General features: G+C 72.2%; 11 protein-coding genes. 6 read left to right on the forward strand and 5 right to left on the reverse strand.

What is annotated here, in order from left to right:
* Positions 1–46: 46 nt before the first annotated feature.
* Together ACZ37P_RS17975 and ACZ37P_RS17980 are read right to left on the reverse strand one after the other, a co-directional pair.
* Positions 47–1,960 (reverse strand): helix-turn-helix domain-containing protein, encoded by a 1,914-nt coding sequence (locus ACZ37P_RS17975; protein ID WP_391045659.1) that lies wholly within the window; start codon positions 1,958–1,960, stop codon positions 47–49.
* A 406-nt stretch (positions 1,961–2,366) separates the two neighbouring features.
* Positions 2,367–3,194 (reverse strand): 3-hydroxybutyrate dehydrogenase, encoded by an 828-nt coding sequence (locus ACZ37P_RS17980; protein ID WP_467347277.1) that lies wholly within the window; start codon positions 3,192–3,194, stop codon positions 2,367–2,369.
* A 368-nt stretch (positions 3,195–3,562) separates the two neighbouring features.
* On the opposite strand from ACZ37P_RS17980, the gene ACZ37P_RS17985 reads away from it, so the two are divergent.
* Positions 3,563–5,068 (forward strand): extracellular catalytic domain type 1 short-chain-length polyhydroxyalkanoate depolymerase, encoded by a 1,506-nt coding sequence (locus tag ACZ37P_RS17985; RefSeq protein WP_467347279.1) that lies wholly within the window; start codon positions 3,563–3,565, stop codon positions 5,066–5,068.
* Between the two features lie 52 nt (positions 5,069–5,120).
* On the opposite strand, the gene ACZ37P_RS17990 is transcribed toward ACZ37P_RS17985, so the two are convergent.
* On the reverse strand, positions 5,121–5,855 hold the full coding sequence (locus ACZ37P_RS17990; RefSeq protein ID WP_467347281.1) for a class I SAM-dependent methyltransferase: 735 nt from the start codon (positions 5,853–5,855) through the stop codon (positions 5,121–5,123).
* Between the two features lie 258 nt (positions 5,856–6,113).
* Between ACZ37P_RS17990 and ACZ37P_RS17995 the strand changes: the two genes are divergently transcribed.
* Both ACZ37P_RS17995 and ACZ37P_RS18000 read left to right on the forward strand, forming a co-directional pair.
* The gene (locus ACZ37P_RS17995; RefSeq protein ID WP_355345956.1) at positions 6,114–7,586 is read left to right on the forward strand and encodes an MFS transporter; all 1,473 of its coding nucleotides are present in this window, start codon (positions 6,114–6,116) and stop codon (positions 7,584–7,586) included.
* Between the two features lie 40 nt (positions 7,587–7,626).
* Positions 7,627–8,277, forward strand: a complete 651-nt coding sequence (locus ACZ37P_RS18000) for a TetR/AcrR family transcriptional regulator (RefSeq protein ID WP_391045581.1) — start codon at positions 7,627–7,629, stop codon at positions 8,275–8,277.
* A gap of 81 nt (positions 8,278–8,358) precedes the next feature.
* Here ACZ37P_RS18000 and ACZ37P_RS18005 read toward each other — a convergent pair whose 3' ends face one another.
* Positions 8,359–9,018 (reverse strand): zinc ribbon domain-containing protein, encoded by a 660-nt coding sequence (locus ACZ37P_RS18005; protein ID WP_355345949.1) that lies wholly within the window; start codon positions 9,016–9,018, stop codon positions 8,359–8,361.
* A gap of 267 nt (positions 9,019–9,285) precedes the next feature.
* A complete protein-coding gene (gene ykgO / locus ACZ37P_RS18010; RefSeq protein WP_188285404.1) occupies positions 9,286–9,408 on the reverse strand; it encodes a type B 50S ribosomal protein L36 in 123 nt (40 codons plus the stop codon).
* 118 nt (positions 9,409–9,526) lie between these two features.
* On the opposite strand from ykgO, the gene ACZ37P_RS18015 reads away from it, so the two are divergent.
* From ACZ37P_RS18015 to ACZ37P_RS18025, 3 genes are all read left to right on the forward strand, one after another.
* Positions 9,527–9,865 carry a hypothetical protein gene (locus tag ACZ37P_RS18015; protein WP_401722540.1) on the forward strand — a complete coding sequence of 113 codons (339 nt, stop codon included), beginning with the start codon at positions 9,527–9,529 and terminating at the stop codon, positions 9,863–9,865.
* A gap of 88 nt (positions 9,866–9,953) precedes the next feature.
* A complete protein-coding gene (locus ACZ37P_RS18020) occupies positions 9,954–10,643 on the forward strand; it encodes an excalibur calcium-binding domain-containing protein (protein WP_467347285.1) in 690 nt (229 codons plus the stop codon).
* Between the two features lie 334 nt (positions 10,644–10,977).
* Positions 10,978–13,824: a glycoside hydrolase family 3 C-terminal domain-containing protein gene (locus tag ACZ37P_RS18025; RefSeq protein WP_467347287.1), complete on the forward strand. Its 2,847-nt coding sequence runs from the start codon at positions 10,978–10,980 to the stop codon at positions 13,822–13,824.
* The last annotated feature ends 159 nt before the right edge of the window (positions 13,825–13,983 follow it).

Genomic DNA, 13,983 nt, shown 5'->3' on the forward strand with positions numbered 1-13,983 from the left:
CGGGAGGCGGTCGCGGCCGGGAGGCGGTCCCGGCCGGGCGCCGCCCCTAGCCGCGAGGTGTGGACAACAGGTGCAGACGGAGGGCGAGTTGGAGCTCCAGCGCCCGGTCGGGGGCGTTCCAGTCGGGGCCGAGGAGGGCCTGGACGCGGTCGAGGCGCTGGACGACGGTGTTGACGTGCAGGTGGAGTTCGTCCTTGGTACGGGTGAGGGTGCCGCCGCAGGCGAAGTAGGCGCCGAGGGTACGGACCAGTTCCGTGCCGCGTCGCGCGTCGTAGTCGAGGAGCGGGCCGAGCGTCGCGGTGACGTAGGAGTCGACGTCCCGTTCGTTGCCCAACAGCACGCCGAGGAAGCCGAGTTCGTCGGCGCTCGCGCCGTCGCCGACGCGGCCGAGCGACTGGAGGGCGCGCAGGCAGCGCAGCGCCTCGGCGTGGGCGTCGGCCAGGGCCCGCGGTCCCGCGGCCGGTCCGCCCGCGGCGACCGTGACGGGCGCGCCCACCAGGTGGCCGAGCTGGGCGACGGCGGCCCTGGCGGCCTCGCCGGGCGGTGCGCCGTCGTACGGGAGGAGCAGGACGACGGTGCCGGACTGCTCGGCGCTGATGCCGTCGCCGCCGAAGAGGTACTGGACGGCGGCGCCCGGCAGTTTGTCGTGGCAGGCGGTGACGGTCTCGGCGACGAGCAGCAGGCACGGCCGGTCGAGGTCGACACCGAGCCTGCGGCCGCGCACGACGAGACCGGCCGGGTCGCGCCCCGCCGCGGTCAGCAGGTCGGTGATCAGCTCGCCGCGCACCCGGTTCTCGGTCTCCGCGACGGAGCGGCTGAGCAGCAGCAGGAGCGCGGTGACGACCCCGGCGCGCTCGAACAGCCGCCGGTCGGAGTCGTCGAGCCGTTCGCGCCCGTACAGCACGAGGCTGCCGAGGAGTTCCTGTCCCGCGAGCACGGCGCAGGTCCAGCGGCCGTCGCGGAACACCGCGCGGGCCGCGGCGTGCGAGTCGGCGGCGTGCCTGACCAGGGCCGCCGGCTGCGGGGGCAGACCGTCGAAGTCGCCGCCGCCGCGCCCGACGGCGGCCAGCCGTCGGCCCTCCGGGTCGTGGATGGTGAGGGCGCCGTCCAGCAGTCCCGCGACGGCGGCGGCCACTTCCGACAGGTCGCCGCCGCGCAGCACCAGGTCGGTGAGCCGGTCGTGCGCCTCCTCGGCGCGCTGCATCGCGGCGGCGTGCTCGCGGATCACGGCGCCCGCCTCGGCGAGGTCGGTGATGGCCTTGGCGGTGTCGATGGCGATGGCGGCGTGCGCGGCCAGCGAGCACAGCAGCGCGACCTCGTCGGGCGAGAAGGGGCGCGGGGTGCGGTCGGCGGCGAAGAGCACCCCGATCACGTCGCTGCCGACGGCGCCGCCCGCGTGACCGCCCGCGCCGCGCGATCCGAGCAGCAGCGGCACCCCCAGGATGCCGACCAGGCCCTCGTCCAGCACGCCCTCGTCGATCGAGCCGGTGTGCCGGAAGCGCTCGTCGGTGCGGTAGTCGGGGGTCGCGTACGGGCGGGCGGTCAGCGCGACCAGACCGCCGAGACCGTCGCCGTACGACAGCCGGAGGTTCTGGAAGAGCGGTGAGACCGAGCCGTCGGTGACCCGCATGTACGTGTCGCCCGCCTCCTCGTCACGCAGCGTCAGATACGCGGTGTCCGTGCCGAGCAGCATCCTGGCCCTGCGCACGATGGACTGGAGGACGGCGTCGAGGTCGCGGAGCGCGGCCAGGTCGCTCGCGGTGTCGAAGAGCGCGGCGAGTTCGGTCTCGCGGCGGCGGTGCTGCCGCAGCACCCGGCGGACCCGCAGCGCGATCCCGGTGGCCTGTTCCAGCTCCGACAGGTCGGACGCGCCCGCCCCGTTGATCCTCGCCTGCGCGGCGACCGCCCCGAAGTCCTCCGCGGGCGCGTCGGCCGCGACCATTTCGAGCAGCCGACGCATATGGCGGGCGATGGGCGCGGGCTCGGCCGCGGGCCCGAGGGCGGGTGCCGGTGCCGGTGCCGCTACGGACTCGGGCGCCGGTACGGCTGCGGGTTCTGCGGATTCTGCGGACATCAGGGGTCACCGTGCCGGAGGGACGAAGAACGGTCCGTGCGGCGCGGCGGTCGGGACCGTCGCGCCGCACGGCTGGTGCGACGGACGCGCGGTGGGGCTCGCCGCCCCGCCGGGACGGGACGACGGCCGCCGCAGACGCCGACCCTATCGACCGGCCGCCGTAAAAGGCGAGGTCAGTGGCCGGATCAGTAGCCGGATCGACGGCTGGATCAGTGGACCGCCCGGTGGCCGGCTCGCGGTCGGCCCGTGATTGGCCCGTGGCTGGCCCGACGGTCGGCTCGGTGCGCGCCGGTCAGTGGGCGGTCCACCCGCCGTCCAGCGGCAGCGAGGCCCCGGTGATGTAGCCGGTGTGCGGGGAGCAGAACCACAGGGCCGCCGCCGCGACCTCCACCGGCTCGATCAGCCGCTTGATCGCGGTGCGCTCCAGCATCACCCGGGTCACCACCTCCGCCTCGGGTATGCCGTGCGCGACGGCCTGGGTGGCGATCTGGTCCTCGACGAGCGGGGTGCGGACATAGCCGGGGTTGATGCAGTTGCTGGTCACGCCGTGCGGCGCGGCTTCGAGCGCGACGGTCTTGCTGAGCCCTTCGAGCCCGTGCTTGGCGACGACGTACGCGGACTTGTACGGGCTGGCGCGCAGGCCGTGCACCGACGAGATGTTGACCACCCGGCCCCAGCCGCCCGCGTACATGTGCGGCAGGGTGCGGCGCAGGATCCGGAACGGCGCCTCGACCATCACCCGCTGGATCAACGCGAAGCGCTCCGGGGGGAATTCGTGGACGGGCGCGATGTGCTGAAGGCCCGCGTTGTTGACGACGATGTCGGCGTCGTCGGGCAGCGCGTCCACGGCGGCGGGGTCGGCGAGGTCGGTGACGCAGCAGGTGCCGCCGATCTCCGCCGCCACTTCCTTGGCCGCGTCCGCCGCGATGTCCACCACGTAGACGGCGGCGCCCGCCTCGGCGAGGGCCACCGCGCAGGCCCGTCCGATACCGCTGGCGGCTCCGGTGACCAGGGCGGTCCGCCCGGCCAGGAACCGCGCGCCGGGCGGGTCGTCGGGGGTGACTGCGGCGGGCGGCGCAGCGGGCGGCCCCTCGGCGCCGGGGCTCTGAGTGCTCTCCATGGCCGCCACGCTAGAAACGATGCGGGGGCCCGCACACGTGGCCGGTGACCATACTTCCCCGTCCCGAGGTGGCGTCCGCAGCCATGTCGCGCGGGCCCTCCAGGGCCCATGCCGGTACGGCCGCGCGGCGCGGGCGGCGGCCGGCCGGCCGCGCCGCCGGGCGCACCGCGGCGCGGCGGACGCAATGGCGGCGGCCCCCACTTCCGCCGCGCAGGGGTGGCGGTCCTTCACGTGTCTGGGGCCGCCGCGGCGGTTCTACCGTCCAGCCGACACGTGGTCCCCGTCACATCAGGAACGCCCCCTACCGCTGTCGTCCGACGTGACGGTGTCCGCCGACCGTGAGCCGCCCCCCGTCCCGAGGAGTCCGCATGCCCCCCAACCCGCCGCCCGGCAGCGCCCGTTCGCCCCTCCCCCGTACCGCCCGCGCCGCGACCACCGCGCTCCTCGGTGTCCTCGCCCTGCTCACCGCCTGCCTCGGCGCGGTCGTCACCGCCGGTCCGGCCGCCGCGGCCGGTCTCACCCAGGTCTCGTCCTTCGGCTCCAACCCCGGCAATCTGGCGATGTACGAGTACGCACCCGCCGGTCTGCCCGCGAACGCGCCCGTCGTGGTCGCGCTGCACGGCTGCGGGCAGAGCGCGAGCGACTACTTCGCCAACTCCGGCTGGCAGAAGTACGCCGACCTGTGGGGCTTCGCGCTCGTGCTGCCGCAGACCAGCTCGGCCAACAACTCGCTGTCCTGCTTCAGTTGGTTCGACCCCGCGAAGGACACCCGCGGCAAGGGCGAGGCGGCGTCCGTCGTGTCGATGGTCGGCCACGCCGTCACGCAGTACGGCTCGGACAGCCGTCGCGTGTACGTCACCGGCCTGTCGGCGGGCGGCGGCATGACCGCCGACCTGCTGGCGGACTACCCGGACGTCTTCGCGGGCGGCTCGGTGGACTCGGGGCTGCCCGCGCAGTGCGCCACCAGTCAGACGGCGGCCTCCGGTTGCCAGTACGGCAGCCTCAATCTCACCCCGGCGCAGTGGGGCGACAAGGTCCGCGCCTCCCACCCCGGTTACACCGGGCCGTGGCCGCGGGTGGCGATCTGGCAGGGCGCCTCCGACTACACGGTCTACCCGGTCAACGCCACCGAGCTGCGCGACCAGTGGACCAATGTGTGGGGCATCGGCCAGACCCCGTCGAGCACCCAGAGCCTGCCCGGCAACACCACGCTGACCACGTACAACGACGCTTCCGGCAAGCCCGCCGTGCAGATGTACTCGATCGCCGGCATGGGACACGGCCTGGCCGTCGACCCCGGCTCGGGCACCGAGCAGTGCGGCGCGACCGGCGCGTACTACCTCGACACGATCTGCTCCAGCTACTACACCGCCCGTTTCTGGGGCCTGGACTCCGGTTCCGGCGGCGGCACGGGCGCGCTGCCCGCGCCCACCGGGCTGAAGGTCACCGGCACCACCGACACGACGGCGAGCCTGAGTTGGGCGGCGGTGACCGGGGCCGCCTCGTACACCGTCTACCGCGCCGGGACCAAGGTCGGCACCAGCACCTCGGCCGCGTACACCGACAGCGGTCTGACGGCGGGGACTTCGTACGCCTACACCGTCGCCGCGGTCGACTCTGCCGGGACGGTCGGCGCCGCGTCCGGCGCGGTCACGGCGACCACCACCGGGTCGGGCGGCGGCGGTTCCGGGCAGTGCTTCACCGCCACCAACTACGCCCAGGTGGCGGCGGGCCGCGCGCATCAGAGCGGCGGATACGCGTACGCCAACGGCTCCAACCAGAACATGGGGCTGTGGAATGTCTTCGTCACGCACACCTTGAAGGAGACCGCGGCCGGTTACTACGTGATCGCCGACAGCGGCTGCTCGGCCTGACCCCGGCCGCGCCCCGGCCCGCGGCACCGACCGGGTACGGACCCCGTACCGGTCAGGTGCTGCGGGCCAGCACCAGCCGACAGCGCGGGTTGCCGTCCGGGCGGCGGCCGAACTCCTCAAGTGCCGTGTGGGTCACGGTGAATCCGGCCCCCGCGAGGTCGTCGAGCACCCCGCGCAGCGGGAACGTCCGGTAGTACATGACGAATTGCGGGCGCCAGACCAGATTGCGCACCCGCATCCCGGCGTCGAAACCCCACAGTGCCCAGTACAGGGCCGAGTCGACGGGCGGCGGCGCGGTGACCGGGAAGGCGAAGAGCCCGCCGGGGCGCAGCGCGCGGCGCACCTCGGCGAACAGCCGGGGGCGTTCGGCGGGCAGGAAGTGCCCGAAGGCGCCGAAGCTGACGGCGAGGTCGAACTCCGCGTCGAAGGGCAGCGCGCGGACGTCGGCGCGTACCCACTCCGGCTCCGGTCCTTCGGCGGTGTCCCGGCCGGTGTACGCGGCGCGCGCGGCGGCCAGCATCCCCGCGCTGAAGTCCACGCCGGTGACGCGTTTCCCGCACAGCGGCCGCAGCGTCCCGACGCCCGCGCCCGTACCGCAGCAGACGTCGAGTCCCGCGTCGAAGGGCCCGAGCGGCGCGAGAGCGCCCGCCACCGCGTCGAGGAAGACATCGGGCGTGCGGAACGGTGTGTGGTCGAACTTCGGCGCGAGCAGGTCGTAGCCGCGGTCGACGGAGGAGAGCGCCTGCACCGCCAACTCGCGGAAGCTCGGCCCCTGATCGGAGAACATCCGGCCACCTTAGGCCGTGCGAAGCCGCGCGACGCCGGGTCGCGGCGAACGCCCGGCCCGCCGCCCGGGTGGATCGGGGAGGCGACGGCAGGCCGACGCGGACGGGCCCTCGGGGCAGCGTTTCCGCCGTTTATTCCCGGCGGGGACGAAGTGAGGTGTGCATTACACCTGACCTCCACGAAACGGAAGCGTCATTCCTGATGCGATATTCTGCTGGCTTAACGGAATGTTCGTTCCGGTTCAAGCTTGAGGAGTTCCATGGCGTCCGAGACCCGGCGACCGCACCACCAGGTCACGTTCGCGGTCCTGGCGGCGGGTGTCGCCGCCTACGCGCTGTTGCAGTCCCTGGTCACCCCCGTCCTGCCGACGATCCAGGAGAGCCTGCACACCAACCAGAACACCGTCACCTGGGTGCTGACCGCCTACCTTCTGTCGGCGTCGATATTCACCCCGATCATGGGCCGCGTCGGCGACATGATCGGCAAGGAACGCGTCTTCGTGGCGACGATGTCCGCCCTCGCGGTCGGCTCGCTGCTGGCCGCGCTCGCGTCCAACGTGCAGGTGATGATCATCGCCCGCGTGATCCAGGGCATCGGCGGCGGTGTGCTGCCGCTGGCCTTCGGCATCATCCGCGACGAGTTCCCGCGCGAGAAGCTGAACGGCGCGGTCGGCGCCATCGCCTCGCTGATCGCGGTCGGCTCCGGCCTCGGCATCGTCCTCGCGGGACCCATCGTCAGCGTGCTGGACTACCACTGGCTGTTCTGGCTGCCGATGATCATGACGATCCTCGCGGCCGTGGCCGCGCACTTCTTCGTCCCCGAGTCCCCGATCCGCACACCGGGACGCATCAGTTGGCTGCCCGCCGTGCTGCTCTCCGGCTGGCTGGTCGCCCTGCTGGTCGCGCTGAGCCAGGCGTCGGTGTGGGGCTGGGCCTCCGGCAAGGTGATCGGCCTGCTGATCGCCGCCGTCGTCCTGGCCGTCGCATGGGTGCAGGTCGAACTGCGCTCCGCCGTACCGCTGATCGACATGAAGATGATGCGGCTGCCCGCGGTGTGGACCAACAACCTGGTCGCGCTGCTCTTCGGTGTCGGTATGTACGCGACCTTCGCCTTCCTCACCGAATTCGTGCAGACCCCGAAGTCCACCGGGTACGGCTTCGGATCGAGCATCACCGAGTCCGGCCTGATCCTGCTGCCGATGTCGGTGACCATGTTCGCCGTCGGCCTGGGCGCGAGCCGTCTCGCCCAGCGGATCGGCGGCAAGATCGTCGTCCTGCTCGGCTCGCTGATCGGCACCGTCTCGCTGGCGATGATCGCCTTCGCGCACGGCGCGACCTGGGAGCTGTACATCGCCACCGGCGTGATGGGCGTCGGTTTCGGCCTGGCCTTCTCGGCCATGTCGAGCCTGATCGTCGCCGCGGTGCCGCCGGAGCAGACCGGCGTGGCCAGCGGCATGAACGCCAACATCCGCACCATCGGCGGCTCGATCGGCGCTGCGCTGATGGCCAGCGTCGTCACCTCGAACCCGGCCGCCGACGGCCTGCCGCGCGAGTCGGGGTACACCAACGGCTTCGCGATGCTCGGTGTCGCGCTGCTGATCGCGGCCTTCGCCGCGATGCTGATCCCGGTCACCCGGCAGCAGACCAGGCTGGTGGATTTCGCGGACGAGCCCGCGCATCCGGAGTTGGCGGTGGTACCCGGCGGTACGGTCGTGGGTGACAAGCCGGAGTGAGCTCCGGCGTACGAACGGCCGCACCCACCGGGAGTGACGGATGACAGCGCGCGACACACAGGACCGGCCGATGCGGCGGGACGCCGTACGCAACCAGCAGTTGGTCATCGAGGCCGCGCGTGAGGTCGTCTCCGAATTCGGCACGGAGGCGAGCGTGGAGCTGATCGCCTCGCGCGCGGGGGTGGGCGTCGGTACGGTCTACCGGCGCTTCCCCAACAAGGAGGCGCTGGTCGAGGAGATCGTCGGGCAGATGCTCAGCGAGCTGGTCGCCGAGGCGCGCCGTGCGCTCGCGCTCGGCGACGGCACCGGGCTCGAGGTCTATCTGCGGGCCATGGGCCAGTCGCTGAGCACCCACCGGGGCTACGCGGTCAAGGCGGTCGGCCACTCCAAGGCGGCCTGCGTCGAGCAGTTGCGCGACCTGATCACCGAACTCCTGGCCCAGGCGCAGGAGTTCGGGCGGATCGGTCCCGACATCGTGCTCGGCGACATCATGGCCATCTCCTGGGCGCTGCGCGGCATCGTGGAGACCGCGGGCCCGGTCGCGCCGGAGGCGTGGCAGCGGCATCTGGACATCCACCTCGCGGGGCTGCGCGCCCACGGCACGCCCGCGATCCACGCCCCGGCCACGCGCGAGCAGTTGACGCTCATCAGCAGTGGTGCGGGGCGCGCGAGCTGCGCGCGGGACGCGTAAGCGCCCCTGGCGCGGCCCTCACCTGATGGCGCCGCTCCCCCTCACGCGTCGGCCGACGCGAGGGGGTGGCGGCGCGCGTCGTCAGCGGCGGGTGCCGCACCCCGGGCAGAAGGCGGCGCCCTCGGGGATCGGGGCGCTGCACGAGGCGCAGTTGTCGGGCTGGGCGAGCCGGTGGCCGCAGCCGGAGCAGAAGGCGGCGCCCCGCGTCTCCGTGCCGCACTGCGGGCAGACGAGCTGGCGCGCGGCGGTCACGTCGAACGCCTGGCCGCTCTGCTGGCCCACGGTGTAGGCGCGCTCAGAGACCATGTCGTTGAGGCCGCGCTGCTGGGCGGCGAGGGCCTCGGCGGCGGTGTCCGGGGCGCAGGTCAGGCAGATGCCCTGAGCGGCGTTCCAGCAGCGGTTGCAGACGTAGTCGGTGCAGCGCGGGCAGCGGTTGAAGTGGCCCTCGGCGTTGGTGATCGCCCGCTGGAAGGACTTGTCGCGCGCGCTGCCGAAGCCCGCGCCCGCCAGGCCGTCGGCGGCGCTGGACATGCCGTAGCCGCCACGGCCGAGCACGCCGTAGGCCGCGCTGACGCCCTTGCCGAGCCAGCCCGCGACCCGCCCGCTGGTGTACGGCTCGAAGGCCGAGCGCCAGGTGTCCTGGCAGCGCCGGCACGAGAACTCGAACTGGAAGCCCGCTCCCGTGCCGTGCTCCTGGCACAGATCCCGGTAGTTGTTGCTGAAGTAGATCTCGGAACTCATTCCCACGCCTCCACCGCGCGCGCACCTCCGGTCGGGCCCCCTGACCCGCCGGTACCCCCACCAGCACGGACGCCCCGCACCCCACGCCGGTTTCCGAACGCGCCGTCCGGTTCTCACCGGGCCTGTTCGGCGCGCCCTGTACTGCCGCCCGATCCCGGGCAAGGGATACTGTCGCACACCCTGTTCGGTGCACGACACGCTCAACCGGCTCATGCCCGATACAGGGGAGTTGGGGCGGATCCCGGCATTCCGCCCCGGTCGCGGGGGTCAGCCCTGACGGGCCTTGAAGCGGGGGTCCTTGCGGTTGATCACATAGACCTTGCCGCGCCGGCGGACGATCTGGGCGCCCGGACGGCTCTTGAGCGAGCGCAGCGAATTACGGACCTTCATGGGACACCTTCCTGCTCGTACAGTCTCGTACTGTTCGTTGTGTGCATGGCAACGGTGATGCGGCCGGGTTCATTCCGTTCCGCGGACAGGCGGTGCGGACCGCCGTGAGGGGACCGAGATGAGCGACGAACAGCACGGCGGCGGAAGCGGCGACGCGGGCGGTAAGGACGCGGACGCGCCGGACTTCTCCAGCCCCGGTTTCTCCAGTCCGGACTTCTCCAGTCCCGACTTCACGGGCCCCGACGCGCCCGAGATCCACGACTACACCCCGCCCGACTACGTCGTCCCGCCCTTCGAGGGCCCCGACTACGAGGCCGACTCCGCCGACGACCTCGTCCCCCAGGAGGTCGGCATCTCCCCCCACGGCTTCTCCAGCCCCGACTTCTCCAGCCCCGGCTCCATGGCCGAGGACACCCCCGACACCCCACCGGCCCCCGACGAGGACCGCACCCGCTGAGGCGCGCGTCCGTCCTTGATCGGCGAGCGGTACCGGCCGGGGCGGCGCACTCTGGGACAAGGGGACAGCCACCCGCGAGGTGAGTCCCATGGCCCGTGTACGACTCCTGCCCGCCACGCTGCTGGTCGCCGTCACGGCGGCCACGGCCGCGGCCTGCGGCAGCACGGACGGCAACTCGTCGGCGGGCGTCACCGTCGCTCCGAGCGCGCCCGGAGCGACGGTGACGACCACCGTGACGACGCCGAATCCGCCGCCTGCGACACCCACGCCCACCCCGACCGCTCCGACGACGACCACCACAGCGACGGCCACCACCACCGCCACGGACCCGACGACGGTCGTCAGCGACTACTTCGCCGCGATCAACGCCCGCGACTTCGGCCGGGCGTGGGCTCTCGGCGGCAAGAACGTCAGCTCCTCCTACTCGGCCTTCGTCAACGGCTTCTCGTCCACCTCCGAAGACGTCGTGACCGTCCTCGCCAGCACCCCCACCACTGTCACCGTCCACTTGGACGCCACCCAGACCGACGGCACCGTCAAGTCCTTCGAGGGCACGTACTCCGTCGACGGCGGGCGGATCACCGGGGCCAGTGTCCACGCGGTGCCGGGCTCGGGAGCAGAGACGACCGGTCCGCCCGCGACCACGTACAAGGACTGCACGGACGCGCACGACCACGGCGCGAGCGACATTCCGAGCGGCGATCCGCGCTATCGGCCGAAGCTCGACCGCGATCACGACGGCCTGGCCTGCGAGCCGTCCGAGGGCGCCGCTCCCTGACCTCGCCAGGCCGCCGGGCGCGCTTTCCCGCACGGCTCGTCACGCAACCGTCCGCCGGCGGCGGGAGAGCGCTCTCTGTCAGTCTTGACACGGGGTCTGCGGGAGACGATCGTCGCTTGCGCAGTCCGCTGTCGGCGCCCCCACGCGTCGTGCGGGCTGTGCGTTCCGTCGCTCTCCCACGCGCTGTCGAGCCGCATACAGGAGTCCCCCCATGCGTCGAACACGTCCTTGGATACGAACGGCGCTGCCCATAGCGGCAGCGCTCTTACTTGTGACCGGAGCAAGCGCTGTCTCCGCGAGCCGAAGTCCCGCGCAGGCCGCCACGCAGCCGTGGATGAACACGGCGCAGACGCCCGCGCAGCGGGCCGACGAGCTGCTGGCGGCGATGACGCAGGCGGAGAAGCTGACGATGCTGCACGGCGGGGCGTCGTGCGGGTACGTCGGGTGCGTGGACGGGAACACGCGCCTGGGCATTCCGCCGCTGCACCTTCAGGACGGCCCGGTCGGTGCGGGTGACGGCTTCAACGACGTGACGCAGATGGCCGCCCCGGTCGCGGGCGCGGCGAGCTGGGACCCCGCGCTGATGCAGAACTACGGCAAGGTGCTGGGTTCGGAGCAGTGGGGCAAGGGCACCAATGTGGTGCTGGCGCCGACGATCAACATCGTGCGCGACCCGCGCTGGGGCCGCGCCTTCGAGTCGATGGGCGAAGACCCGTATCTGGCGGGCCAGTTGGGCGCCGCCGACATCCAGGGCATCCAGAGCCAGGGCCCGATGGCCCAGGTCAAGCACTATGTGGTCTACAACCAGGAGACCAACCGCAACAACGCCTCGGACAACGCGATCGTCTCCGACCGCGCCATCCGCGAGATCTACACCCCGGCGTTCGAGACGTCGGTCAAGCAGGGCCAGGCCGACTCGGTGATGTGCTCCTACTCGGCGATCAACGGCCCCTTCGCCTGCGAGAACGGCCCGTTGCAGAACGGCCTGCTCAAGGGCGACCTCGGCTTCACCGGCTTCATCACCTCCGACTGGGGCGGCACCCACTCCACGGTCGCCTCGGCCAACAACGGCCTGGACATGGAGATGCCGGGCAAGGACTACTACGGCACCGCGCTGACCAACGCGGTGAACAACGGCCAGGTCTCGCAGGCCACGATCGACGACCATGTGCGCCGCATCCTGCTGTCGATGTTCCGCCAGGGCCTGTTCGACAACCCCAACAACGGCTCCACGAACGCGGTCGTGACCTCCCCCGCGCACGCGGCGATCTCGCAGCAGGTCGCCGAGGAGGGCAGCGTCCTGCTGAAGAACGGCTCCTCGGTGCTGCCGGTCGCCTCGTCGGTCAAGTCCATGGCCGTGATCGGTGACGACGCGGGCACCGGCGCGATGACGCAGGGCGGCGGCAGCGCGGGCGTGAACGCGCCGCATGTGATCACGCCGTACCAGGGCCTCAAGTCCCGTGCGGGCAGCGGCACCACGGTGACGTACGCGCAGGGCGTCGCGTCGGCGAACGGTTCGCTGTCGCCGGTCGGCAGTACGTATCTCAAGCCGTCGCAGGGCACCGGCAGCGGCCTGTACGGCGAGTACCACAACAGCAAGGACCTGTCGGGCGCGGTGGTGGCGAGCCGGGTGGACTCGACCGTCGACAACGTGTGGGGCGGCCAGTCCCCGGCCCCCGGGGTCAACACCACCAACTGGTCGGCGAAGTGGACCGGCACGCTGACCCCGCCGACCACCGGCACGTACACCTTCTCGCTCAACAGCGACGACGGCAGCAGGCTGTTCGTCAACGGCCAGCAGATCATCAACAACTGGTTCGACCAGGGTCCGACCACCCGGACGGGCACGATCAGTCTGACGGCCAATCAGCCGGTGAGCATCGAGGTGGACTACTACCAGGCGGGCGGCGGCAGCAACGCCACGCTCGGCTGGCAGATTCCGGGCCTGTCGCTGCACGACCAGGCGGTCGCGACGGCGCGCTCCTCGGACCTCGCGGTGGTCTTCGTGAGCAACTTCGAGTCCGAGGGCGGCGACCTGTCGTCCATCGACCTGTCCTCCGCGCAGAGTCAGCTCGTCACCGATGTCGCGGCGGCCAACCCCAACACGGTCGTGGTCGTCAACAGCGGTTCGGCGGTGACGATGCCGTGGGCCAACGCGGTGCGGGGCATCGTCGAGAACTGGTATCCGGGCCAGGAGGACGGCACGGCCATCGCCCGGCTGCTGTACGGCGACACGAATTTCTCCGGCAAGCTGCCGGTGACCTTCCCCGCCTCGATCGCCGACGTCCCGGCGCACACCACCGCGCAGTGGCCCGGCCAGAACAACACGGTGCAGTACAGCGAGGGCGTGAACGTCGGCTACCGCTGGTACGACTCGCAGAACAAGACGCCCGCGTACCCGTTCGGCTTCGGCCTGTCGTACACGACCTTCGGCTACTCGGGTCTGACGGTCGGCGCTCCTGACGCGAACGGCAATGTGGCGGTCGGCTTCGACGTCACCAACACCGGTACGCGAGCGGGCGCCGAGGTCGCGCAGGTCTACGTCGGACAGCCCGCCACGACGGGTGAACCGCCCAAGAGTCTGCGGGGCTTCCAGCGGGTCAGCCTCAACCCCGGCCAGAGCCAGCACGTCTCGGTCACCCTGGACGCGCGCAGCTTCCAGTACTGGACGAACGCCTGGACCAACGCGGCCGGCACCAACGCCGTCTACGTCGGTTCGTCGTCCCGCGACATCCGCCTCACCGGCCAGACCACCATCCCCGCGGGCAACGGCGGCGGCGGTCACTCCCTGCTGTCGCGTACGGGGTGGACGGCGTCCGCCTCGGCGACCGGCGGCGGTGACGTGGCCGCGCGGATGCTGGACGGGGACTCGTCGACGCGCTGGAGCACCGGCACGCCGATGGCCAACGGCCAGACGGTGACCGTCGACATGGGCGCGTCGCACACCGTCGACCAGATCACGATGGACTCGGCGGGCAGCGCGAGCGACTACGCCCGCGGCTATCAGGTCGCGCTCTCGGCCAACGGCACCACCTGGAGCGCCCCGGTGGCCACCGGCACGGGTTCCGCCGCGCTGGTCACGGCGGCGTTCCCCGCGCAGGCCGCCCGCTACATCCGGGTGACCCAGACCGGCAGCTCCACGTCCTGGTGGTCGATCGCGGAGTTCAACGCGTACGGGTAGCCGACGCGTACGAGTGACTCGCCGGTGGGCATCCGGCGGTGGGGGGGGGGGGGGGGGGGGGGGGGAGGGCGCGCGGGGCGCGGGCGAGTGCCAGGCGCCCGGACACGGCGGCGTCTTTGTCGGACACCACCCCACCCACCCACACCCCCCCACGACGGG

The sequence above is a fragment of the Streptomyces sp. NPDC024632 genome (assembly GCF_055559175.1).

Excerpts from the sequence above, each read along its gene's own strand:
- ACZ37P_RS17975 (WP_391045659.1), bottom strand. The coding sequence starts at position 1,960 with ATGCGTCGGCTGCTCGAAATGGTCGCGGCCGACGCGCCCGCGGAGGAC.
- ACZ37P_RS17980 (WP_467347277.1), bottom strand. The coding sequence starts at position 3,194 with ATGGAGAGCACTCAGAGCCCCGGCGCCGAGGGGCCGCCCGCTGCGCCG.
- ACZ37P_RS17985 (WP_467347279.1), top strand. The coding sequence starts at position 3,563 with ATGCCCCCCAACCCGCCGCCCGGCAGCGCCCGTTCGCCCCTCCCCCGT.
- ACZ37P_RS17990 (WP_467347281.1), bottom strand. The coding sequence starts at position 5,855 with ATGTTCTCCGATCAGGGGCCGAGCTTCCGCGAGTTGGCGGTGCAGGCG.
- ACZ37P_RS17995 (WP_355345956.1), top strand. The coding sequence starts at position 6,114 with ATGGCGTCCGAGACCCGGCGACCGCACCACCAGGTCACGTTCGCGGTC.
- ACZ37P_RS18000 (WP_391045581.1), top strand. The coding sequence starts at position 7,627 with ATGACAGCGCGCGACACACAGGACCGGCCGATGCGGCGGGACGCCGTA.
- ACZ37P_RS18005 (WP_355345949.1), bottom strand. The coding sequence starts at position 9,018 with ATGAGTTCCGAGATCTACTTCAGCAACAACTACCGGGATCTGTGCCAG.
- ykgO (WP_188285404.1), bottom strand. The coding sequence starts at position 9,408 with ATGAAGGTCCGTAATTCGCTGCGCTCGCTCAAGAGCCGTCCGGGCGCC.
- ACZ37P_RS18015 (WP_401722540.1), top strand. The coding sequence starts at position 9,527 with ATGAGCGACGAACAGCACGGCGGCGGAAGCGGCGACGCGGGCGGTAAG.
- ACZ37P_RS18020 (WP_467347285.1), top strand. The coding sequence starts at position 9,954 with ATGGCCCGTGTACGACTCCTGCCCGCCACGCTGCTGGTCGCCGTCACG.
- ACZ37P_RS18025 (WP_467347287.1), top strand. The coding sequence starts at position 10,978 with ATGAACACGGCGCAGACGCCCGCGCAGCGGGCCGACGAGCTGCTGGCG.